The organism is Sphingomonas fucosidasi, assembly GCF_036663855.1.
GTDB lineage: Bacteria > Pseudomonadota > Alphaproteobacteria > Sphingomonadales > Sphingomonadaceae > Sphingomonas > Sphingomonas faeni_B.
Genome location: NZ_JAXOJR010000007.1, coordinates 171,257 through 191,847 on the forward strand (window position 1 = coordinate 171,257; position 20,591 = coordinate 191,847).

Below are 20,591 nucleotides of genomic sequence, written 5' to 3' on the forward strand. Positions count from 1 at the left end.
ATGAAGGCTTTTATCCTGTTGCTCGCGCTCGGTTCGACGGCTGTTGGGGCGGCGCCTTCAAGAACTCCGAAGGCGGCGGCTGCGATGTCCGCGGACGCGCGGTTCAAGGCGCTCTACACGTCGGAATATGCGTGGCGGCAGCTTCAGTTCGCGCAGGGCGAGGACAATCCGACCGCCGCGGCGCGGTTGCCCGATGTCGGCCCAAAAGCGCAGGCCGAGCGGCTCGCGCGCTGGACCGACGTATCGCGGCAACTCGCGGCGATCGCACCGGCCAGCCTGTCGCCCGCCAACCGCATCAACTACGCGGTCTATGCGCAGCAGATCGACGCCTTGCTCGCCGAGCAACGCTATCGCGATTACGAGAAGCCGCTGACTGCGGATACGAGCTTCTGGGGCGATGTCGCGGAGAGTGCGCGCGGCAATTTCAAGTCGGTGAAGGACTATCGCGATTACATCGCGGTGATGCGTCAGATCCCGCGCTATTTCGACCAGCAGACGGGCGATATGCGAGCTGGGCTGGCACGCGGGTTCACCCCGGCGCGGGTTACACTGAAGGGGCGCGACGACGGTGTCGCGCAGGTCGCCGAGGCTAAGACGCCGCAGGACTCGCCGTTCTACGAACCGTTCAAGACCTTCCCGTCGACGATCCCCGCCGCCGAGCAGGCCGCGCTCAGGGCGGAAGGGACGGCGGCGATCTCGCAGGCGGTCGTGCCGGCTTATGCGACGCTGCTGAAGTTCCTGCGCACGGAGTATATCCCGCATGCCCGCGAGGGGCTGGCGGCGTACGACCTGCCCGACGGCAAGGCCTATTACCTGTCAAAAATCCGCGAATACACGACGCAGGATATCACCCCCGAGCAGATCCACGCGCTCGGGCTCGCCGAGATCGCCAAGATCCGTGGGCGGATGGACGGCGTGATGCGCAGCGTGAAGTTCCAGGGCGATCTGCAGGCATTCTTCAACCACCTGCGGACCGATCCGCAATTCTATCCCAAGACGCCGAACGAGCTGCTCTACCGGGCGGCGTGGATCGTCAAGACGTTCGACGGCAAGGCGTCGCAGTGGTTCGGGCATCTGCCGCGCAGCCGGTTCGCAATCAAGCCGGTGCCCGCCGACATCGCGCCGTTCTACACCGGTGGGCGCGGCGGGCCGGGGATCTATCTGGTCAACACCTACGACCTCCCGTCGCGGCCCTTCTATTCGCAGGTCGCGCTGACGTTGCATGAAAGTGCACCTGGACACGCGTTCCAGATGCCGCTCGCGTCCGAGAACAAGACCCTGCCGGCGTTCCGGCGCGACACGTATCTGTCGGTCTATGGCGAGGGCTGGGCGCTGTATTGCGAGACGCTCGGCGAGGACATGGGGATGTACGAGACGCCGTATGACCTGTTCGGGATGCTGAGCTATCAGGCATGGCGCGCGGCGCGGCTGGTGGTGGATACCGGGATCCATGCCGAGGGCTGGAGCCGGAAACAGGCGCAGGACTATCTGCACGACAATACCGCGCTGTCGAACCACGAGATCGAGACCGAGGTCGATCGCTACATCGCGTGGCCGGGGCAGGCGCTGTCCTATTACATGGGGCAGATCGCGTTCCAGACCGCGCGGAAGAAGGCGCAGGACACGCTCGGCGCGAAGTTCAACATCCGCGCGTTCCACGATGCGATGCTGGAGATGGGATCGGTACCGGTGCCGGTGATCGAGGCGCGGACCGACCAGTTGATCGCGGCAGGCGGCAAGGGGCCGTATCCCGACGAGGAGTGAGGGCGGGCTGGCGATCGTCACCGCGCCGTCACCCCCCCGTCATCCCAGCGAAAGCTGGGATCCAGAGCCACGAACGCTGGCTTGCGTGGCTCTGGATCCTGGGTCGAGCCCAGGATGACGGAGAGCGGGGTATCCTGCGTTAGCCGAACGGGCGGTCGATCGAGGGCTGCGGTTCGGTAAACCAGGCGGCGCCTGTTTCGGTGACGTGGAAATGATCCTCCAGCCGGATGCCGAAGCGGTCGGGGACGACGATCATCGGTTCGTTCGAGAAGCACATGCCCGGCGCCAATGGCGTGCGGTCGCCGCGGACCAGATAGGCGGGTTCGTGGATCGACAGGCCGATACCGTGGCCGGTGCGGTGCGGCAGGCCGGGGAGGCGGTAGTCGGGGCCGAGACCGGCTTTCTCCAGTACGACGCGGGCGGCGGTGTCGATCGCTTCGCACGGGATTCCGGGCTGGACCGCGGCGAACGCGGCGGCTTGCGCCTCGTGTTCGATGTCCCAGATCGCGCGGGCCTCGTCGCCGACGTTGCCGAACGCATAGGTCCGCGTGATGTCGGAATGATAGCCCTCGACCTGGCAGCCGGTGTCGATCAGCACGAGCTGGTCCTCCTCGAGCAGCTGGTCGCCGGGGATGCCGTGCGGGAAGGCAGTCGCGCGGCCGAACTGGACGGCGCAGAAATACGAGCCCGAGGAGCCGATTGCGCGGTGCGCCTCGTCGATGAAGCGGATCACCGTGCTGGCGGCGATGCCGGGCTGGAGGATGCGCGCGGCGCGGCGCTGGACGTCGAGCGTCATCGCCTTGGCTTGCGCGAGCAGCGCGATCTCCGCCGGGCTTTTGATCATGCGGCACGCGTCGATCACCGAAGCGCCATCGCCAAGTTCGAGACCGGTCGAGGCAAGTCCGGTCGCCATGCCGTAAGGGAGTTGTGGTTCGAGTAGCAGCTTGCCGCCGACGGCATCGGCGACCAGCGCGTACGGACTCTCGTCCTCCTCCCAGAGGCGCAGGTCGGCGTCGATCTCGACCGCCGCGTCCAGCGAGCGCTGTTCGAAGCGTGGACAGATCAGGATCGGCTGGCCCTTTACGGGGAGCAGCAGCGCGACGAGGCGCTCGGTCGGCCCCCACGGGATGCCCGCGAAATAGCGCAAGCTCGCCCCGGCGCCGATCAGCAGGGCGTCGGCACCCGCCGCCTCGGTGAGCGCGCGCGCCTTGTCCAGCCGCGTGGTGCGCTCGGTCGACGTGATGCGCGGCGCGGGGTCCGCCCAGGGGACGATGGTCGCGAGTTCGTCGGCTATGGAAGATCCGCCGATGGTCATGCGTGAGGTCCTTTTTTACCGAAACGATCGAGGTCGAACGGCGTGAGCGCCACCGCCGGAGTTTCTCCTGCCAGCATCGCCGCGACGAGCGTCGCGGTCACCGGCGCGAGCGTCAGCCCGAGATGTTGATGACCGAACGCATAAGCGAGATTTGCGTGACGCGTCGAGCGGCCGATCGCGGGGAGATAGTCGGGCAGCGTCGGCCTGGCCCCCATCCAGCGCGTGAACGGCCCCTCGATCGGCAGGCCGAGCGTGCGGACATGATGTTCCAGCCGCTCCCATTTGCGCGGATCGGGCGGGCCGTCGGGATCGCCGAGTTCGACGAAACTCGCCGCCTGCACACAATCGGCATAGCGCGTGACGATCATCGAACAGTCCTCGAACACGATCGGGGGCAAATCCGCGGGCCAGCCATCGGCGCGCGCGCGGATATGATAGCCGCGCTCGGCAATCATCGGTACGCGGTAGCCGAGCGGTTCGAGCAGATCGCGGGACCGGACCCCGGCGGTCACCAGCACCTGATCGACATCGTGGCCGGGTACGACGATCCGTCCGCCGTCGTCGATCAGGTGCACGCCTCCGCGGGCGATCCGACCGCCGCGCGCCTCGACCGCAGCTTCGAGTGTCGTCGCGAGACGGCGGAGATCGGCGATCTGGCCGCTGCCGGTAAATCGGATCGCACCGCCGACCGGATCGGCGAGGAAGCCTAGCCGGCGCAGCAGTTCGGGCTCGGCATCGACGATCCGCGTGGTTCCGATCGCGGTTCGCGACCAGCGCTGCCGGCCGGTCCGTGCGCTCGCGGCCGAATCCCAGACCAGGATATGGCCTTCCTCGCGTAACAGATCCGGTGCGTCGATCGCTGCGACCAGATCGCGCCACGCGGGCATCGCGCCAGCCAGCAACGGCGTCAGCGCAGCCGTTCCCGCCGCGAACCTCGCCGGCGTCGACGCAGCGACCAGCCGTGCGGCAAACGGCAGCCAGCGTCGCGCCATCGACGGTGGCAGCCCGAGCGCCCCGCCCGCGCTAAACAGGCGCCTCGGCACGGATTTAAGCGCGCTTGGCGACGCAAGCGGCTCGACCTGTTCGACCGCGATGTGGCCGGCATTGCCCCAGGATGCGGCGTTGTAATCGGCGTCGCGTTCGAACACACTCACGCCATATCCGCGATCGAGCAGAGCGACGGCGCAGCACAAGCCGATCACGCCGCCGCCGACTATCCCGATCGTGGGCTTGACCGTTTCCAACCCATTTCTCCTGTTGCACCGCATCAATCGTTTTCGTATACGGTATATATATTGAAACGCAGGAAGGTCGATACCGAATGTCTGTCGAGTGGAAGGGTGTATTTCCGGCCGTAACGACTCAGATCCGCGAGGATATGACAGTCGATCTCGCCGATACGCAACGTGTCGTCGACGACCTGATCCGCGACGGCGTGACCGGGGTGATCGCGCTCGGCACGGTGGGCGAGAACAACTCGTTCGAGTATGAGGAAAAGGTCGAGGTACTGACCGCGATCGTCGAGGCGGTCGACGGCCGCGTGCCGGTCATCACCGGCGTTTCCGAATACGACACGCGCCGCGCAGTACGGTATGCGCAGGCGTCTGAGAAGGTCGGTGCGGATGGCCTGATGCTGCTGCCGCCGATGGTCTATGTGCCGAAGCCGCACGAGCTGGTCGCGCATTTCAAGGGCGTGGCGACCGCGGTTGGTCTGCCGATCATGCTCTATAACAACCCGCCAGCGTATCGCACGCTGATCGACAACGACGTGCTCGCTGCGCTGGTCGACGTCGCCAATATCGTCGCGGTCAAGGAATCGGCTCCCGACACGCGGCGCTTCACCGACGTGAAGACCGCGTTCGGGGATCGCTACGTGCTGTTCGCCGGGCTCGACGATGTTGCGCTCGAGGGGCTGTATCTGGGCGCGCAGGGCTGGGTCTCCGGGCTCACCAATGCGTTTCCGCGGGAATCGGTCGAGCTGGTCAACGCGTTCGCGCGCGGCGATCATGCCAAGGCGATGGAGATCTATCGCTGGTTCATGCCGCTGCTCCATCTCGATGCCGAGCATGACCTGGTGCAGTCGATCAAGCTCGCCGAGCAGGTCATGGGGCGCGGCTCCGAGCGCGTCCTGCCGCCGCGCTATCCGCTGATCGGCGAACGTCGCGCCGAGGTTATCGCGATGGTCGAGAAGGCTGCGGCGACGCGCCCGACTCTCTCGAACTGATGCGCCACACGTTCTTCTGCATCGACGGCCACACCGCCGGCAATCCGGTCCGCCTCGTCGCGGGCGGGGCGCCGCTGCTGAAGGGCGCGTCGATGTCGGAGCGGCGACAGGACTTCATGACGCGGTTCGACTGGATCCGCACCGGGCTTTGCTTCGAACCGCGCGGCCACGACATGATGTCCGGCGGGTTCCTCTACCCGCCGACGCGCGACGATACTGATATCGGCATCCTGTTCATCGAGACGAGCGGATGCCTGCCGATGTGCGGGCATGGCACGATCGGTATGGTGACGTTCGGGCTCGAACATGGGCTGATCCAGCCGGCCACACCGGGCCGGCTGCGGATCGAGGTGCCTGCGGGCGTGATCGACGTGGCGTACGAGACCGAGGGCGCGAAAGTGACCTCGGTACGGATCACCAACGTGCCGGCCTATGTCGCGGCGCGCGGGATCGCGGTGGACATCGAGGGTATCGGTCCGCTCAGCATCGACGTCGCCTATGGCGGCAATTACTACGCGATCGTCGAGCCGCAGGGGCGCTATACCGGGCTCGACGACCTCGGTGCCGCAGAGATCATCGCCCTTAGCGGCCGCGTTCGCGAGGCGGTGCGGGCGCAGTTCGAGCCGGTCCATCCGCTCGACCAGACGATCCGTGGTGTCAGTCATGTGCTGTGGGCGGACGTGCCCCGTGGAGACGGAGCCGACGGGCGCAATGCTGTGTTCTACGGCGACAAGGCGATCGACCGCAGCCCGTGCGGCACCGGCACGTCGGCACGGCTCGCGCATCTGGCGGACAAGGGGCGATTGGGCGTCGGCGACCGGTTCGTCCATGAGAGCTATATCGGCAGCCGCTTCATCGGCCGCGTCGAGGCGGAAACGTCGCTTGGCGACACTCCGGCGATCATCCCGTCGATCGAGGGATCGGCGATCGCGACCGGGTTCAACACAATCTGGATCGATCGCGACGATCGTTTCTGGAACGGTTTCCAAGTTTCATGACATTTCGGCTATGCTGGTGCGGTCTTCCCGTTTTCGGAGCCGTCCATCCATGAGCATCGTCGTCCGCACCCTGTCCGAGCAGGTGTTCGAGATCGTCCGCGAGCAGATCGTCACCGGCAAGCTCGCCGGCCATACCGCGATCCGCCAGGATGCGCTGGCGACCGAACTCGGCGTCAGCAAGATCCCGTTGCGCGAGGCGCTGGCGCGGCTGGAGCAGGAGGGCCTGCTGACCAGCCACGCGAACCGGGGGTACTCGGTCCAGCCGATGTCGGCGGACGAGGCGGACGATATCTTCGCGCTACGGTTGGCGATCGAGCCGCAGGCGGCCGCCTATGCGTCGACCGTCGCCAATGACGACGACCGTAATGCGGCGATCCTCGCCTTCGAGGAGCTCGACAGTGCGGCGAGCGAGCGGCTCGCCGAAGTCGCGATCCGCAACCGCGTGTTCCACACCGCTTTGGTCCGGCCGGGCCGTCGCCTGCTGACCACGCAGATGGTCGAGCGGCTGGCGATCCTCGCCGAGCGTTACGTCGTCGCGCATCTGCGGCCGGCGGGACGCGAGGATCGTGCGCATCTCGAGCATCGGCAAATGCTCGATGCGTGGCTCGCGCGCGACGACGATCGCATGCTGACGCTGCTGAACAGCCATATTCAATCGACGCTGACCGATCTGCGCTTCCAGTTCGCAACAGCGCGCGACTAGAGATCACAGGGGATGGGCTATGTTTGGACCGCGTAAATCGTTCGAATCGTCAGCCCATAGCCGCGAACACAGCCTCGCCAAGACGCTGAGCTGGCCGCATCTGATCGCGCTCGGGGTGGGCGCGATCGTCGGCACCGGGATCTATACTTTGGTCGGCGTCGGTGCCGAGCGGGCAGGGCCGGGCGTGATCCTCGCGTTCGTGATCTGCGGCGTGATCTGCGCGTGCGCGGCGCTCGCCTATACCGAACTCGCGACGCTGATCCCGGCAGCGGGCAGCGCCTATACCTTCAGCTATACGGCGCTGGGCGAGGGGATCGCCTGGGTGGTCGGGTGGAGCCTGATCCTCGAATATTCGCTGGCGTGCTCGACCGTCGCGGTCGGCTGGTCGGGCTATCTGGTCGGCTGGATCGAGGCGGCGGGGATCCATTTGCCCCACGCCTTGCTGGTCGGGCCGCATGGCGGCGGGCTCGTCAACATGCCCGCGGTACTGGTGTCGCTGGCGGTGATGGGGATGCTGATCCTCGGCACGCGGCAGAGCGCGACGCTGAACATCGTGCTGGTGCTGATCAAGCTGGTCGCGCTGACGATTTTCGTCGTCTACGCGGCGCCCGCGTTCAAGGCCGACAATCTCCATCCGTTCATGCCCTACGGCTTCGGCTCCACCGAGCTTGGCGGGCATAAGCGCGGCGTGATGGCGGCGGCGGCGATCGTGTTCTTCGCGTTCTACGGCTTCGACGCGGTCGCGACCTCGGCGGAGGAGACCAAGAACCCCAAGCGCGACCTGACGATCGGCATCGTCGGCTCGATGCTGGTCTGCACGGTGATCTACATGGCCGTCGCGGTCAGCGCGATCGGCGCGCTGCCGTTCACGCAGCTCGCCAATTCGCCCGAGCCGCTCGCGCTCGTGCTGCGCCAGTTGAGCCAGCCATTCGCGGCGCAGATCATCGCGCTGGCCGCAGTGATCGCGCTGCCGTCGGTGATCCTGGTGATGATGTACGGGCAGAGCCGAATCTTCTTCGTGATGGCGCGCGACGGGCTGCTACCGCGCGGTCTCGCCAAGATCAGCAAGCGGACGGGGTCGCCGACGCTGATCACGCTGCTGACCGGGCTGTCGATCGCCGCGGTCGCGGGCTTCTTCCGGCTCGACGAGATCGCCGAACTCGCCAATGCGGGCACGCTGATCGCGTTCATCTCGGTCGGCGTGTGCCTGATGGTGCTGCGCCGGACCGCGCCGCAACTGCCGCGCCTGTTCCGCTGCCCGGCGGCCTATGCGGTCGGTGCGGTGACGGTGCTGGGTTGCCTGTATCTGCTGGCGAGTTTGCCAACCTCGACGCTGGTTCGGTTCGTGATCTGGAACGCGGCGGGGCTGGCGCTGTATTTTGCCTATGGCCGGCGCAGGAGCGACGTCGGCAATCCGGCCCACGCGGTCTGACCGGCGCGCGTCACCGCTTCTTGCGGCACGCGTCCGAGCAATAGATCACGCTGTCCCAGTCGCGCGCCCATTTCTTCCGCCAGGTGAAGGGGCGCTCGCACGCCGGGCAGATCTTGGTCGGCAAATTCTGCTTGGCGATACCGTTGGGCATCAGCGGGGCTGCGCGTCGAGGAAGGTTTCGACATCGGTGAGGTCGACGGTCTTGTCGAGATAGGTCTGGCCGATGCCGCGCGCGAGCAGGAACGGCAGCGTGCCCGCCGCCATCTTCTTGTCGTGGCGCATGTGATCGACGAGCCGCGCACCGCTCGCGCCGATCTTCGCCGCGGCGAGCCCGTCGGGAAGACCGACATCGCGCCAATGTGCCGCCACGCGCGCGGCGTCCTGGCCCGAGCAGATGCCCTGTGAGGCCGAGAAGCCGAACGCCAGCGCACAGCCCGCTGCTACGCCTTCGCCGTGGATCAGCGCCTGTGAGAACCCGGTCTCCGCCTCGAGCGCGTGCCCGAACGTGTGGCCGAGGTTGAGCAGCGCCCGCGTCCCGTTGGTCTCATGCTCGTCCGCCGCGACGATCCGCGCCTTTGCGGACACGCTGTGGGCGATCGCGTATTCGCGCAGGCCGATGTCACCGCCCAGCAACGCGGCGCCATTCGCCTCGCACCATTCGAAGAACGCGAAGTCGTCGATCAGGCCGTATTTCACGACCTCGGCATAGCCTGCGCGGAGTTCGCGGAGCGGCAGCGTGTCGAGCACCTGCGGATCGATCAACACCATCACCGGCTGATGGAACGCGCCGATCAAGTTCTTGCCGGCCTTCGTGTTGATCGCGGTCTTGCCGCCGACCGAACTGTCGACCTGCGCGAGCAGGCTCGTCGGGATCTGCACGAACTTGCACCCGCGCTTGATGATCGAGCAGGCGAACCCGACAAGATCGCCCATAACACCGCCGCCGAGCGCGACGACATGATCGCCGCGCTCGACGCCGAGTTCGAGCAGCCGGTCGCACAGTGTCTCCAGAGTCGCCCAGCTCTTGCTGCCTTCGCCCGGCGCAAGGACGATCGCCTCGGACTCGATCCCCTCCGCGCTCAACGAAGCCTGCAGCGTCGCCAGATGCAGCAACAAATTTTCGTCGGTGACGATCGCTACACGGCGGCCCTTCGCGAGCGGTGCGAGATACTCGCCGGCCCGTGCGAGAATCCCCGCTTCGATATGGATCGGATAGGTCCGCGAACCCAGCTCAACAATAACGGTCTTCATCGGCCAAGCGCTCTCAGGATTGCGGCGACGGTCGCTTCGTGCGGCGTCTTGTTGCTGACGATATGGATATGCGCCTGCGCGTAGATCGGGTTGCGCACGCGCGCCAGTTCGGCGAGCACTTTGCCCGGATCGCGGTTGCGGAGCAGCGGTCGCGTATCGCGCCGCCCGACGCGCTCGACCAGGATGTCGGGATGCGCACTGAGCCAGACGGAGATGGCGTCGCGCAGGATCAGCGCCCGCGTGTCGTCGTTGATGAACGCGCCGCCACCGGTCGCGATGATTTTCGGCGTACCGTCGATCAGCCGCGCGATCACCCGGCGTTCGCCGTCACGGAAATACTCCTCGCCGTATTTGGCGAAGATCTCGGCTACGGTCATGCCCGACGCCGCCTCGATCTCGTGGTCGGCGTCGACGAATGGCAGGTTCATGCGCAACGCGAGCCGGCGGCCTACGGTAGTCTTGCCGACGCCCATCAGCCCGACGAGCACGATCGGTCGATCGATCGGGGCTGGGGCGGGGCCGCCTGCGGGCCCGCCTGAGGGGTTGTGGCTTTGCAACATCGTGAGGGGCGCTATACAGCGGCACCGCGCGAGGGCAAAAGCTCTTGGCGCCTGTTTTGTCCACTACCCCGTCCACTACAAGGTTACGTCGTATGTCCCGTTTCATCGTCTCGGTCGTCGTCGTTCTTGTCGTGGTGGTCGGCGGCCTGTTCCTGCTGGCAGGGCGCGTCACCGAGCGCCCGCAGAGCCGCGTCGAAAAGGCCGTGACGCTTGCGAACCTCTCTTAAGGCGTCCCTGACGGCGGCCGTTGCCGTCGGCGCCTTGATCGCGCTTGCTCCCGCAATCGGGCAGGACCGGCCTGAATCGATCCTTCCGCCGGGGTTCGGCGAGCCGACGCCCGCGCCTGCGCCGCGCCCGACCACTCCGGCGGGGACGCAGCCAACGCGCCCGACGGGGCCATCGCAGCCGACTACCCCGCCGCCCAGCGCCGCACCGGCACAGCCGGGCGCGATGATCCAGCCTTTGCCGCCGACGACGCCGGGCGACGCACCCCTGGTGCCGCCTGTCGCACCCCCGGCGGTGATCGATCCGGCCGTGCTAGCGCAGTACGAGATGCCGGAGTCCGCGCGTCGCTCGCTCGCGACGGTCGGTCCGGTTATGGCGAGCGAAGGCGGGCTCGATACAGATGCGTTCGGCGCCGTGGACGGCCAGTATGTCGAGACGCTGATGCGGCGGTTGACTGCGCCGCTGCCGTCGCGCTGGATGTCGATCCTGTTGCGACGTGCGCTGGTGTCGCGCGTCGATACGCCGAGTCGCACCAACGGCGCGGACTTCGCCGCCGAACGCGCGTGGCTGTTGCTGCGGATGGGTGAATCGGTCGCGGCGCGGGCGGTCACGCAGAGCGTCGACACCGACAATTATACGCCGAAACTATATCAGGTCGCGATGAACGCCTCGCTGGCGACGGGCGATCCGGCGGGGTTCTGCCCGCTCGTTCCCGGTGCGATGCGCTATGCGCCGGCGCGGGGCTGGACGATGGCGCAGGCGATGTGCGCGGGGCTGTCGGGTAACCCTGCGCAGGCGACGCCGCTGATTGCGACCGCCAAGCGCCGCAACGTTGCGAGCGGCGTCGACATGCTGCTCTCGCAGAAGGTCGTCGGGGCCGGTGCGCAGGGGCGACAGGCGGTGACGATAGAATGGGACGGCGTCGACCAGCTTACCGCATGGCGGTTCGGCTTGGCGATGGCGACCGGTGTCGCGGTGCCCGACGAGCTTTATGCGAGTGCCGGCCCGCAGGTGCGATACTGGCAGGCACTGTCACCTTCGGTCCCACTCAATGCTCGGCTGGCACCTGCGGAGGCTGCGGCGGGGCAGGGCGTGCTTTCCAGCGCGGCGCTGGTCGACCTGTATGCGGCGACCGCCAACGACGACGATGCGCAGAGTGCGGCGGCGGCGACCGCGAACGATTTGCAGACCGCTTATGCCGATCGCAGTCCCGATGCCCGGCTGAATGCGCTCCGCCAGTTGTGGGGCGGCGCGGCCACGCAGCCGCCCTATGCGCGCCTCGTGCTGACCGCGCGGGCGGCGGCGCGGATGAACCCGACGCTGGCGAAGGACGAGGCGGATCATCTGGTCGCGTCGATGCTGTCCGCCGGGCTCGATCGCACTGCGGCGCGCTGGCTTGGGACCGTTCCGGCTGGCGGGGACGCATGGGCGATGATCATGCTCAGCGATCCCGACGCATATCGTCGCCTCAGCTACTCCGACCTCGCCTCCTATTCGGGCGGCGAAGGTGATTCGGCCTTGAAGCAGCGCATGTTGTTCGCGGGGCTGGCAGGGCTAGGGCGTCTCAACTCGGGCGACATCGAACGTGCCGCGCAATCGCTCGGCGTCCGGATCGGCGCGGACAATGCGTGGACGCGTGCGCTCGATCGCGCCGCGCGCGACGGGCAGGCTGGTACGGTGGTCGTGCTCGCCGCTATCGGCATGCAGGCGCCCGACTGGAAGGGCATCCCGCCCGAGGCGCTGTACCGGATCGTCGGCGCCTTGCGCGCAGTCGGGCTCGGTGGCGAGGCGCGGATGATCGCTGCCGAGGCGATTGCGCGGGCGTGATCACGCCGGGCGCACGGGCGTGACCCACGCCACCGACCGCGCACTGATCGACCGGTTTCTGGAGATGATGGCGGCGGAAACGGGGGCGGCGCCCAACACCGTCGCCGCGTATCGCAGCGACCTGACGCTCGCTTCGCAGGTGCTCGAAGGGCGGTTGGTCGAGGCGGATGTGGATGCGCTCGCGACGCTCGCCGGTGGCTGGTCGGCGCTGTCCCGCTCGACCGTTGGACGAAAGTCCGCCTCGCTCCGCCGCTTCTTCGCGTTCCTGGCCGACGAAGGTCACCGCGCGGACGATCCCGGCAAGGCACTCCCGCGACCCGGCACCGCACGCACTTTGCCCAAAGTGCTGAGCCACGCCGATATCGACCGATTGTTCGCCGCGATCGCCGAGCGCGCCGTGCGCGATCCGCTCGACCCCAACGACCTGCGGCTCTCCGCGCTGTTCGAGCTGCTCTACGGCTCCGGCCTGCGCGCGACCGAACTCGTCAGCCTGCCGCGCAATGCGGTTCACCCCGATCGTCCGTTCCTGATCCTGCGCGGCAAGGGGGGGCGCGAGCGGCTCGTCCCGATTTCCGATCGCGCGCGCGCGGCGGTGGCGGTGTGGCGAACCCATGTCGCGACGGATCGCCTGTGGCTGTTCCCCTCGGGCAAGGGGCATCTCTCACGCATCCGCCTGTATCAGCTCGTCAAGGCGCTCGCCGCCGAGGCCGGCATCCCGCCTGATCGCGTCAGCCCGCACGTCCTGCGTCACGCTTTCGCCACGCATTTACTCGCAGGCGGCGCCGATCTGCGCGCGCTGCAATCGATGCTCGGCCATGCCGATATCGCCACCACGGAGATCTACACGCACGTCGATTCGAGCCGCCTCGTCGAGCTCGTCAACACCCGCCACCCTCTGGCGGACTTGCCGCCGCGTTGACGCGAGCGATCCCGCGCCGTAACCGCCGCCTATGCCAAGCTTCCTCGACTTCGAGAAACCGATCGCCGAACTCCAGGGCCGGATCGACGAACTCCGCGACACCGCCGCCGAAGGCAGCGTCGACCTCGCCGCCGACATCGCTCGCTTGCAGGCGAAGTCCGACAAGCTGCTGAAGGACACCTTCGCGCGGCTGACCCCGTGGCAGAAGACGCAGGTCGCGCGCCATCCCGAGCGTCCGCACTTCAAGGATTACGTCGCCGCGCTGTTCGACGAGTTCGTGCCGCTCGCCGGCGACCGCGCGTTCGGCGACGACCAGGCGATCATCGGCGGCTTCGCGACCTTTCGCGGGCGGAAAATCATGGTGCTCGGCCACGAGAAGGGCGACGACACTGCGAGCCGCCTGCGTCACAATTTCGGCATGGGCAAACCGGAGGGTTACCGGAAGGCGATCCGTCTGGTGGAACTCGCCAACCGGTTCGGCCTGCCGATCGTCACGCTGGTCGATACCTCCGGCGCGTTTCCCGGTATTCAGGCCGAAGAGCGCGGCCAAGCAGAAGCGATCGCCCGCTCGACCGAAGCCTGCCTCAATGCGGGCGTCCCGATCGTCGCGGCGATCGTCGGTGAAGGCGGCTCGGGCGGCGCGGTCGCGCTTGCCGCGGGCAACCGCGTGCTGATGTTCGAACATGCGGTCTATTCGGTGATCAGCCCCGAGGGTTGCGCGTCGATCCTGTGGCGTACCGCCGATAAGGCACCCGAGGCGGCCGAAGCGATGCGGATCACCGCGCAGGACCTGAAGGCGTTCGGCGTCATTGACGACATCGTCGCCGAACCGCTGGGTGGCGCGCACCGCGACCGGGTCGCGGCGATCGATGCGCTGGGCGATGCCTTGGCATCGGCGCTCGACGATCTGGTGACGCTTGCGCCTGCCGACCTGCGGAAGGATCGCCAAGCCAAGTTCTTGAAGATGGGCCGACTCTAAGCGTTGCGCTGCAGCGACTGAGGTGAATGCCCAATGAAAAGGGCGGCTGGACCGTAGTCCAGCCGCCCTGATCGGCCGCGATGTGAATCGCGGTACGCTTACTTGTTGAGCTGGGTCGCGACGTTGTTGAACGTCTTGTTCAGGCTGTTGCCCAGGCCCTGCATGGCAGCGATCGCGGCAACGGCGATCAGTGCGGCGATCAGGCCGTACTCGATTGCGGTCGCGCCCTTGGAATTCTTGAAAAACTTGCGAATCGTCTTCATTCCGGTCTCCATGGTTGGATTGCTTCAGTGTCACCCGGCTGGACCGGACAGGCCGGGTCAGCAGACCAAGAATTACGAGCCGTGCGTTGAGAAAGGCTTAAGCTGGCCCGGTTTTTTTCGGGTCAGCGAGCGGTCCTGACCTTGGTGTCGACGGTGTTCCACATACCCGTGGTCGAGTTGGCCAAGGCGGTCAGACCGACGATCATCGCGATCACGACAAAGGCCAGGATCAAGCCATATTCGATCGCGGTCGCGCCTCGAGTGTTGCGCAAAAAACGCGAGAGCGTTCGACCGGCGATCGTCGCCACGGAGAGTACAGCCTTCATAAGCAACAGTATAACCGAGGTGAATTAAGGAATGACCAACGATCGTCTCCGTTCGACCACATCGTCGCTCCTGCCGGTCGTTGCCGCCGCGCTGGTCGATCTGGAGGGGCGCGTGCTCCTTCAACAACGTCCCGAGGGTAAGTCGCTTGCGGGACTTTGGGAGTTTCCCGGCGGCAAGATCGAACCCGGCGAGACGCCAGAGGGCGCGCTGATCCGCGAGCTTGAAGAAGAGCTTGGCATTGCGGTACCGCAGGCCTGCCTCGCCCCCGCGGCCTTTGCAAGCGCGCCGCTCGGGGATCGCCATCTCGTGCTCTTATTATACGTCACGCGGAAATGGACGGGGGTCCCGCGCGCGCTCGAGGCAACGGCGTTGCAGTGGGTGCGGCCCAGCGCGATGCATGCCTTGCCGATGCCACCGGCTGATCGTCCGTTGATCGGATTGCTGGACGCTTTGATCTGACAGCACAATGTGCCGAAATCGGACAATGTCGACTGCATGCGCCCGGCACGCCTTGAGTAGGACACTATGCGCTTGATCTGGTGCGACCCGTGTCGCAAACCACGACCTCCAGCGTGCGTCCCCAAGACCGCACGCGGGCGTTGGACCGCGGCTCGCGCGAGATATTCCCTTTTCTCGAGCGAGCCGTTTTCGGTCTTCTCGTCGACACCCTGCTCGATGACCGCCGAAATCGTGCGCGGTCAGTCGGCGTATGAAGCCCATCGTACAATTTGCTCGGGTATGCCGCGGTCTGGCGCTGCAGAAGTTGGAGGCCCGACCGGGAATCGAACCCGGGTGCGAGGATTTGCAGTCCTCTACGTCACCACTCCGCCATCGGGCCTCGATGCGGACGGCGCAAATGCTTCGTTTTGTACGCGCGGTCAACCGTGACGTGCTGCATGTCGCGAATTATCGTGATCCGATAGCGTGCGAAGGATGTCCGGCGCACGGACAATGAAGGTTGGCAAGCCGCTTTGCGATGGTCCGAAAGCCACCCATGTCCCATTTTTGGCGACGGGGGCGGCGTTTGCTGCTAATAATCGGCGCAGAGGTAGTGCCGTGGACTTCCGCATGCGCCCTCGACGTCCCGCCCGCGACATCTTCGGTGTCACACGGGCGGGCGGGGCGTCTACATCGCAAAATCGTTCTATCTCGGACCCGCTGAGCGTAACTCCGGCTTGGCGCGGTCGCTGGTGCGCGATACACATCGACGCGACAACTAGTGTATTGCGCAACTAAAACAGTTGTGCGACAGGATGGGTTATGACGACGATGAGCCTCGAGACCGAAAACCCTATTTTGGCGCCCGCTTCGGCGTTCGAGACCATGCGTCACGCGATGGTCGCGAGCCAGCTCCGGACCAACGCGGTCAACGACCAGCGTGTCGTTGCGGCGATGGCGCGGGTGCCGCGCGAGCAGTTCATGCCCGAGGGCGTGCGCTCGATCGCCTATCGCGACGCGGCTATCCCGCTCGGTGGCGGTCGTCATGTCAACGTGCCGATGGCGACCGGCCGGCTGCTGACCGAGGCGTATCTGACCGCGACCGACCGCGTGCTGCTTATCGGCGCCGCCACCGGCTACACCGCCGCGGTACTGAGCGAGATCGTCGGGTCGGTCGTCGCCGTCGAAAGCGATCCCGCATTGCTGGCGATCGCGCGCACTGCGCTTGCCGGTGTCGGCAACGTCGAACTGGTCGAGGGCCCGATGCAGGACGGTCACGCTGCCGGGGCACCGTATGACGTGCTGATCGTCGACGGCGCGGTCGAGTCGGTGCCCGACGCGCTGATCGCGCAGGTCCGCCCGGATGGTCGCGTGACCGCCGGCATCGCCGAGCGCGGGCTCACCCGGCTGGCGTCGGGACGTAAGACCGATGGCGGCTTCGCGCTTGTCGCGTTCGTCGATGTCGAGTGCGTCGTGCTCCCCGGTTTCGAAACCCCCAAGCCTTTCAGGTTCTGAGCCTATGATGTTGCGCACCGCTCGTTGCCGCCGCTTGCTTGCGAGTGTTGCGCTGATCTATATCGCTGCACCAGCAAGTGCGGAGACGCTTCGCGAGGCGCTGGCCAAGGCCTACACCACCAACCCGATCATCACCGGCCAGCGCGCGACGTTGCGCGCGACCGACGAGAACGTGCCGATCGCGCGCGCCGCCGGTTTGCCATCGGCGAATGCGACCGGCGACTATACCGAATTCGTCGTGACCGCGGCGAACAGCTTTATCGCTTTGCCCCGGCAGGCCGTGGCGCGCGCCAACGTGTCGGTGCCGCTGTATCAGGGCGGGCAGGTCCGCAATTCCGTCGCCGCCGCCAAAACGCGCGTCGAGGCGGGCCGCGCTACGCTGCGCGGCACCGAGGCCGATCTCTTCACCAACGTCGTCGCGGCGTACATGGATGTGATCCGGGACGAGGCGATCGTTGGACTCAACACGCAAAACGTCCGCGTCCTCGACGTCAACCTGCAAGCCAGCCGGGATCGCTTCCAGGTCGGCGATCTCACCCGTACCGACGTTGCCCAGTCCGAAGCGCGGCTCGCGCTTGCCCGTGCGCAGCTCCAGTCGGCGGAGGCGCAGCTGATCTCCAGCCGCGAGAATTACATCCGGTACGTCGGCACGCCAGCCGGTACGCTCGAGACGCCGCCGACCCTGCCGCATCTGCCCGACAGCCCTGCTTCGGCCGTAACCGTCGCAATCGAGAACAACCCGGTCCTGATCGCCGCCGCCAAGGAGCGCGATGCGACCCGCTACGATGTCGGTGTCGCGCGCGCGAGCCGCCTGCCGCAGATCAGTGCAGTGGGCGGGGCAAGCTACACCAACTATCTGGGTTCGGCATCGACGACCGACGGCAGCATCAACACGTTTCCCAACGTGAACAAGGCGGTCCAGGCCGGGCTGTCGCTGACTCTGCCGTTGTTCCAAGGCGGACGCCCCGCCGCGCAGGTCCGCCAGGCCGAGGCGTTCCAGAGCCGCGCGATCGAGAACGTCACCGCGACCGAACGCAACGTGATCTCGCAGGCGCGATCCGCCTTCGCCGTCTGGCGTTCGTCGGAACAGGTGATCCAGTCGTCCGAGACCGCGGTCAGCGCGAACAAGCTGAGCCTAGAAGGCGTCCGCGCCGAGAACAGCGTCGGCACGCGCACGATCCTCGACATCCTCAACGCCGAGCAGGAATTGCTCAACAGCCAGGTCACTCTCGTGACCGCGCGACGCGACGCGTATGTCGCGGGCTTCGCGTTGCTGGCGGCGATGGGGCAGGCCGAGGCGCGCGATCTCGGGCTCGACGGCGGCGTGCTGTACGATCCGGTCGCCAATTATCAGCGCGTCCGCCACAAGATCTGGGATTTCGGCGGCGATGGCGAGCCGGTGCCGGTCGCGACCCGTACAGCGCAATCGCCCGCACAGGATGCGCGCGTCGCGCCGCAACGCGACCCGCTGCTCGATACGCCGGTTGACAGGAACCCCGCCTTGACGACAGGTATGGCGGCGCCGAGCCGCCAATAGGGGTGCGCGCGGCTACGGGGTTTGGGATGGTCCGGATGGGGGACGTGAACGGCGAGCCGTCGATGGAGGAAATCCTCTCGTCGATCAAACGCATCATCGCCGAAGAGGGCGACACGCCCGGCCGGTCGCGCCGTCCGTCGCGGACGATGTCGGCACCAGTCGAGCCTGCCCAGGGTTATCAGGAGCCCGCCTATCGGGACGCCGCGTATCTCGACGACGAGATCGACGACGATGAAATTCTCGAATTGAGCGATCCGATGCCGATGGTCGACCGTACACCCCGCACGCCGAAATCCCCGGTACTGACGTCGGTCGATGCCGCGCCGGAACCGCGTCAGGCAGCAGCCAAGCCGCAGGCACAGGTCCATGCGCCGCCCGCGGAGGCGACGTCCGAGTCGATCGTGTCGCGCGAAACCGCCGCCGCAACGCGCGCGCCGCTCGAAGCGTTGACGCGGATGATGATCAAACCCGACACCAACAGCGACGGTACGCTCGAGGGGCTCGTCCGCGAGATGCTGCGGCCTATGCTGCGCGAGTGGATCGATGCGAACCTGCCCCATATGGTCGAGGACATGGTCGCGCGAGAAATCGCCAAGATCATGAACCAGCAGCCTTAATCTCCGCGTCGTCCCAGCGGGAACCAGCGTGGTTCCGCCGGGGTTACGCTTTCCATGTCCGATCCGAGCACGCGAAATCCGGTAGCCCAGCATGCCCCGACTGTTGCTCCGGTCGGGGCAAGGGCGAGCAATCATATCGCGCCGGCCGACGCGGGCAGCGACATCTTCTTTGCCGCCGTACAGACCACGCGGATGCCGATGGTCGTGACCGACCCGCACCGCGACGACAACCCGATCATCTTCTGCAACGAGGCGTTCTCGTTCATGAGCGGCTATTCGCAGGACGAGATCCTCGGCAAGAATTGCCGCTTCCTTCAGGGACCCGAGACGGACCGGGCTGCAGTCGCCGAGGTCCGGGTGGCGATCGAAAAGCGCGAGGAAGTCGCGGTCGAACTGCTCAACTACCGCAAGAACGGATCGACGTTCTGGAACGCGCTGTTCGTGTCGCCGGTCTTCGCCGAAAATGGCGAGCTGCGCTATTTCTTCGCCAGCCAGCTCGACATTTCGCGCCGTCGCGAGGCCGAGGAAGCGCTGCACGAGGCGCAGAAGATGGAGGCGGTCGGCAAGCTGACCGGCGGCATTGCGCACGACTTCAACAATCTGTTGCAGGTCATCCAGGGCTATGCCGATATCCTCGACGCGCGGATCGATGCGAACGATCGCTCGGCCCGACGCGCGGTCGACGCGATCTCGACTTCGGCCTCGCGCGCGGCCACGCTGACGCAGCAACTGCTCGCGTTCGCGCGAAAGCAGGAATTGCGCGATCGGTTGATGAACCTCAACCAGCTGATCGGCGACTTCCGTGCGATCCTGGAGCGCAGCATCGGCACCGGCATTACGCTCAAGCGCGATTTGGCCGCTAACCTGTGGAACTGCCGTGTCGATCCGGTCCAGGCCGAGATGGCGCTGCTGAACATCGTTTCGAATGCGCGCGACGCGACCGGCGGCACGGGCAAGGTCACGATCGCGACGCGCAACGCGGTGCTTCCCGAGGACGCCAGCGTCGCGAAGCTCGAACCCGGCGAATATGTCGTCGTCAGCATCTGCGACGACGGCCCGGGCATCGACCTCGCTACCGCCGACAAGCTGTTCGAGCCGTTCTTCACGACCAAGGAAATGGGCAAGGGCGCCGGGCTTGGGCTGGCCATGGTCTACGGCTTCATGCGCCAGTCGGGCGGCCTCGCTACCGTGCGAAATGGCGACCATGGCGGGGCGGAGTTCTCGCTGTATTTCCCGCGTGCGAGTGGCGCGGTCGAACGCAAGCCTTCGGTACCCGTCGCGCCGCGGTCCGGTGGCGCCGAGCGGGTATTGATGGTCGAGGATCAGGCGGAAGTCGGCGAGCTCGGGCGCACGATCCTGGAGGATCTCGGTTACGACGTCGTGCTGGTCAACAGCGCGCGCGGGGCCCTCGACACGCTGGCGCGCGATTCGGACTTTGCGTTGCTGTTCACCGACATCCTGATGCCCGGCGGGATGAACGGCGTCACCTTGGCGCAGTCGGTACGGCGCGATTATCCCCGCACCGCCGTGCTGTTGACGACCGGCTTTGCGGACGAGGCGATCGACGAGGGCAGCCGGTCGTTCGAACTGATCCGCAAGCCGTATCGGCGCAACGAATTGAACGAGCGGATTCGCCAGGTGCTCGACAAGCCCGGCGCGCGGACGTGAGGCTGGCCTAGCCCGGACACGCTCGCTAA

The 20,591-nt window shown here is 66.5% G+C and carries 21 protein-coding genes and 1 tRNA gene; 14 read left to right on the forward strand and 8 right to left on the reverse strand.

Annotated elements, in window-relative coordinates:
- Positions 1 to 1,764, forward strand: coding sequence for a DUF885 domain-containing protein (locus tag U1737_RS14110; RefSeq protein ID WP_332797212.1), 1,764 nt, complete (start codon positions 1 to 3; stop codon positions 1,762 to 1,764).
- Positions 1,765 to 1,903: 139 nt separating this feature from the next.
- Here U1737_RS14110 and U1737_RS14115 read toward each other — a convergent pair whose 3' ends face one another.
- Together U1737_RS14115 and U1737_RS14120 are read right to left on the reverse strand one after the other, a co-directional pair.
- The gene (locus tag U1737_RS14115; protein WP_332797213.1) at positions 1,904 to 3,079 is read right to left on the reverse strand and encodes a M24 family metallopeptidase; all 1,176 of its coding nucleotides are present in this window, start codon (positions 3,077 to 3,079) and stop codon (positions 1,904 to 1,906) included.
- Entirely contained in the window at positions 3,076 to 4,323 is a 1,248-nt protein-coding gene (locus U1737_RS14120) for an NAD(P)/FAD-dependent oxidoreductase (RefSeq protein WP_332797214.1), read from the reverse strand. Before U1737_RS14120 ends, U1737_RS14115 begins: the two co-directional genes overlap by 4 nt.
- 77 nt (positions 4,324 to 4,400) lie before the next feature.
- Between U1737_RS14120 and U1737_RS14125 the strand changes: the two genes are divergently transcribed.
- Genes U1737_RS14125 through U1737_RS14140 form a run of 4 tightly spaced genes read left to right on the forward strand, consistent with a single transcriptional unit; the run spans position 4,401 to position 8,436 of the window.
- Positions 4,401 to 5,303, forward strand: a complete 903-nt coding sequence (locus tag U1737_RS14125) for a dihydrodipicolinate synthase family protein (RefSeq protein ID WP_248523073.1) — start codon at positions 4,401 to 4,403, stop codon at positions 5,301 to 5,303.
- Positions 5,303 to 6,301, forward strand: coding sequence for a 4-hydroxyproline epimerase (locus tag U1737_RS14130; protein WP_332797215.1), 999 nt, complete (start codon positions 5,303 to 5,305; stop codon positions 6,299 to 6,301). The genes U1737_RS14125 and U1737_RS14130 overlap by 1 nt, the downstream gene beginning before the upstream one ends.
- 49 nt (positions 6,302 to 6,350) lie before the next feature.
- On the forward strand, positions 6,351 to 7,004 hold the full coding sequence (locus U1737_RS14135) for a GntR family transcriptional regulator (RefSeq protein ID WP_332797216.1): 654 nt from the start codon (positions 6,351 to 6,353) through the stop codon (positions 7,002 to 7,004).
- 19 nt (positions 7,005 to 7,023) lie between these two features.
- The gene (locus U1737_RS14140) at positions 7,024 to 8,436 is read left to right on the forward strand and encodes an amino acid permease (RefSeq protein ID WP_248523076.1); all 1,413 of its coding nucleotides are present in this window, start codon (positions 7,024 to 7,026) and stop codon (positions 8,434 to 8,436) included.
- Positions 8,437 to 8,446: 10 nt separating this feature from the next.
- Here U1737_RS14140 and U1737_RS14145 read toward each other — a convergent pair whose 3' ends face one another.
- The 3 genes from U1737_RS14145 to U1737_RS14155 are packed head-to-tail and all read right to left on the reverse strand — an operon-like array spanning position 8,447 to position 10,247.
- Complete coding sequence (locus tag U1737_RS14145; protein ID WP_248523077.1) at positions 8,447 to 8,587, reverse strand: DUF2256 domain-containing protein; 141 nt, start codon at positions 8,585 to 8,587, stop codon at positions 8,447 to 8,449.
- A complete protein-coding gene (gene aroB / locus U1737_RS14150; protein ID WP_332797217.1) occupies positions 8,587 to 9,687 on the reverse strand; it encodes a 3-dehydroquinate synthase in 1,101 nt (366 codons plus the stop codon). The genes U1737_RS14145 and aroB overlap by 1 nt, the downstream gene beginning before the upstream one ends.
- A complete protein-coding gene (locus U1737_RS14155; RefSeq protein WP_132897648.1) occupies positions 9,684 to 10,247 on the reverse strand; it encodes a shikimate kinase in 564 nt (187 codons plus the stop codon). Before U1737_RS14155 ends, aroB begins: the two co-directional genes overlap by 4 nt.
- 92 nt (positions 10,248 to 10,339) lie before the next feature.
- Here U1737_RS14155 and U1737_RS14160 point away from each other — a divergent pair, with 92 nt between their 5' ends.
- The 4 genes from U1737_RS14160 to U1737_RS14175 all read left to right on the forward strand — a co-directional run bounded on the left by U1737_RS14160 (position 10,340) and on the right by U1737_RS14175 (position 14,197).
- The gene (locus U1737_RS14160) at positions 10,340 to 10,474 is read left to right on the forward strand and encodes a hypothetical protein (protein ID WP_332797218.1); all 135 of its coding nucleotides are present in this window, start codon (positions 10,340 to 10,342) and stop codon (positions 10,472 to 10,474) included.
- Positions 10,458 to 12,299: a hypothetical protein gene (locus tag U1737_RS14165; RefSeq protein ID WP_332797219.1), complete on the forward strand. Its 1,842-nt coding sequence runs from the start codon at positions 10,458 to 10,460 to the stop codon at positions 12,297 to 12,299. Before U1737_RS14160 ends, U1737_RS14165 begins: the two co-directional genes overlap by 17 nt.
- A 64-nt stretch (positions 12,300 to 12,363) precedes the next feature.
- The gene (locus U1737_RS14170) at positions 12,364 to 13,218 is read left to right on the forward strand and encodes a tyrosine-type recombinase/integrase (RefSeq protein ID WP_443027136.1); all 855 of its coding nucleotides are present in this window, start codon (positions 12,364 to 12,366) and stop codon (positions 13,216 to 13,218) included.
- Between the two features lie 31 nt (positions 13,219 to 13,249).
- Positions 13,250 to 14,197, forward strand: coding sequence for an acetyl-CoA carboxylase carboxyltransferase subunit alpha (locus U1737_RS14175; protein ID WP_332797221.1), 948 nt, complete (start codon positions 13,250 to 13,252; stop codon positions 14,195 to 14,197).
- Positions 14,198 to 14,295: 98 nt separating this feature from the next.
- On the opposite strand, the gene U1737_RS14180 is transcribed toward U1737_RS14175, so the two are convergent.
- Positions 14,296 to 14,460 (reverse strand): Flp family type IVb pilin, encoded by a 165-nt coding sequence (locus U1737_RS14180; protein ID WP_132897650.1) that lies wholly within the window; start codon positions 14,458 to 14,460, stop codon positions 14,296 to 14,298.
- Between the two features lie 122 nt (positions 14,461 to 14,582).
- On the reverse strand, positions 14,583 to 14,768 hold the full coding sequence (locus tag U1737_RS14185; RefSeq protein WP_443027130.1) for a Flp family type IVb pilin: 186 nt from the start codon (positions 14,766 to 14,768) through the stop codon (positions 14,583 to 14,585).
- A gap of 49 nt (positions 14,769 to 14,817) precedes the next feature.
- On the opposite strand from U1737_RS14185, the gene U1737_RS14190 reads away from it, so the two are divergent.
- Complete coding sequence (locus tag U1737_RS14190; protein ID WP_248523081.1) at positions 14,818 to 15,246, forward strand: (deoxy)nucleoside triphosphate pyrophosphohydrolase; 429 nt, start codon at positions 14,818 to 14,820, stop codon at positions 15,244 to 15,246.
- Between the two features lie 305 nt (positions 15,247 to 15,551).
- Here the strand turns inward: U1737_RS14190 and U1737_RS14195 are convergent.
- A tRNA-Cys gene (locus tag U1737_RS14195) sits at positions 15,552 to 15,625 on the reverse strand.
- A gap of 431 nt (positions 15,626 to 16,056) precedes the next feature.
- Here U1737_RS14195 and U1737_RS14200 point away from each other — a divergent pair.
- Genes U1737_RS14200 through U1737_RS14215 form a run of 4 tightly spaced genes read left to right on the forward strand, consistent with a single transcriptional unit; the run spans position 16,057 to position 20,562 of the window.
- Positions 16,057 to 16,740: a protein-L-isoaspartate O-methyltransferase family protein gene (locus U1737_RS14200; RefSeq protein WP_248523304.1), complete on the forward strand. Its 684-nt coding sequence runs from the start codon at positions 16,057 to 16,059 to the stop codon at positions 16,738 to 16,740.
- A 4-nt stretch (positions 16,741 to 16,744) separates the two neighbouring features.
- Entirely contained in the window at positions 16,745 to 18,277 is a 1,533-nt protein-coding gene (locus U1737_RS14205; protein WP_443027131.1) for a TolC family outer membrane protein, read from the forward strand.
- A gap of 26 nt (positions 18,278 to 18,303) precedes the next feature.
- Positions 18,304 to 18,894 (forward strand): DUF2497 domain-containing protein, encoded by a 591-nt coding sequence (locus tag U1737_RS14210; RefSeq protein ID WP_443027132.1) that lies wholly within the window; start codon positions 18,304 to 18,306, stop codon positions 18,892 to 18,894.
- Between the two features lie 54 nt (positions 18,895 to 18,948).
- Positions 18,949 to 20,562: a histidine kinase famiy protein gene (locus U1737_RS14215; RefSeq protein WP_332797223.1), complete on the forward strand. Its 1,614-nt coding sequence runs from the start codon at positions 18,949 to 18,951 to the stop codon at positions 20,560 to 20,562.
- Positions 20,563 to 20,591: the final 29 nt, after the last annotated feature.

What these genes read in the sequence shown, in the direction of transcription:
- U1737_RS14110 (WP_332797212.1), top strand. Translation starts at nt 1, where the DNA reads ATGAAGGCTTTTATCCTGTTGCTCGCGCTCGGTTCGACGGCTGTTGGG.
- U1737_RS14115 (WP_332797213.1), bottom strand. Translation starts at nt 3,079, where the DNA reads ATGACCATCGGCGGATCTTCCATAGCCGACGAACTCGCGACCATCGTC.
- U1737_RS14125 (WP_248523073.1), top strand. Translation starts at nt 4,401, where the DNA reads ATGTCTGTCGAGTGGAAGGGTGTATTTCCGGCCGTAACGACTCAGATC.
- U1737_RS14130 (WP_332797215.1), top strand. Translation starts at nt 5,303, where the DNA reads ATGCGCCACACGTTCTTCTGCATCGACGGCCACACCGCCGGCAATCCG.
- U1737_RS14135 (WP_332797216.1), top strand. Translation starts at nt 6,351, where the DNA reads ATGAGCATCGTCGTCCGCACCCTGTCCGAGCAGGTGTTCGAGATCGTC.
- U1737_RS14140 (WP_248523076.1), top strand. Translation starts at nt 7,024, where the DNA reads ATGTTTGGACCGCGTAAATCGTTCGAATCGTCAGCCCATAGCCGCGAA.
- U1737_RS14145 (WP_248523077.1), bottom strand. Translation starts at nt 8,587, where the DNA reads ATGCCCAACGGTATCGCCAAGCAGAATTTGCCGACCAAGATCTGCCCG.
- aroB (WP_332797217.1), bottom strand. Translation starts at nt 9,687, where the DNA reads ATGAAGACCGTTATTGTTGAGCTGGGTTCGCGGACCTATCCGATCCAT.
- U1737_RS14155 (WP_132897648.1), bottom strand. Translation starts at nt 10,247, where the DNA reads ATGTTGCAAAGCCACAACCCCTCAGGCGGGCCCGCAGGCGGCCCCGCC.
- U1737_RS14160 (WP_332797218.1), top strand. Translation starts at nt 10,340, where the DNA reads ATGTCCCGTTTCATCGTCTCGGTCGTCGTCGTTCTTGTCGTGGTGGTC.
- U1737_RS14170 (WP_443027136.1), top strand. Translation starts at nt 12,364, where the DNA reads ATGATGGCGGCGGAAACGGGGGCGGCGCCCAACACCGTCGCCGCGTAT.
- U1737_RS14175 (WP_332797221.1), top strand. Translation starts at nt 13,250, where the DNA reads ATGCCAAGCTTCCTCGACTTCGAGAAACCGATCGCCGAACTCCAGGGC.
- U1737_RS14180 (WP_132897650.1), bottom strand. Translation starts at nt 14,460, where the DNA reads ATGAAGACGATTCGCAAGTTTTTCAAGAATTCCAAGGGCGCGACCGCA.
- U1737_RS14190 (WP_248523081.1), top strand. Translation starts at nt 14,818, where the DNA reads ATGACCAACGATCGTCTCCGTTCGACCACATCGTCGCTCCTGCCGGTC.
- U1737_RS14200 (WP_248523304.1), top strand. Translation starts at nt 16,057, where the DNA reads ATGAGCCTCGAGACCGAAAACCCTATTTTGGCGCCCGCTTCGGCGTTC.
- U1737_RS14205 (WP_443027131.1), top strand. Translation starts at nt 16,745, where the DNA reads ATGATGTTGCGCACCGCTCGTTGCCGCCGCTTGCTTGCGAGTGTTGCG.
- U1737_RS14210 (WP_443027132.1), top strand. Translation starts at nt 18,304, where the DNA reads ATGGTCCGGATGGGGGACGTGAACGGCGAGCCGTCGATGGAGGAAATC.
- U1737_RS14215 (WP_332797223.1), top strand. Translation starts at nt 18,949, where the DNA reads ATGTCCGATCCGAGCACGCGAAATCCGGTAGCCCAGCATGCCCCGACT.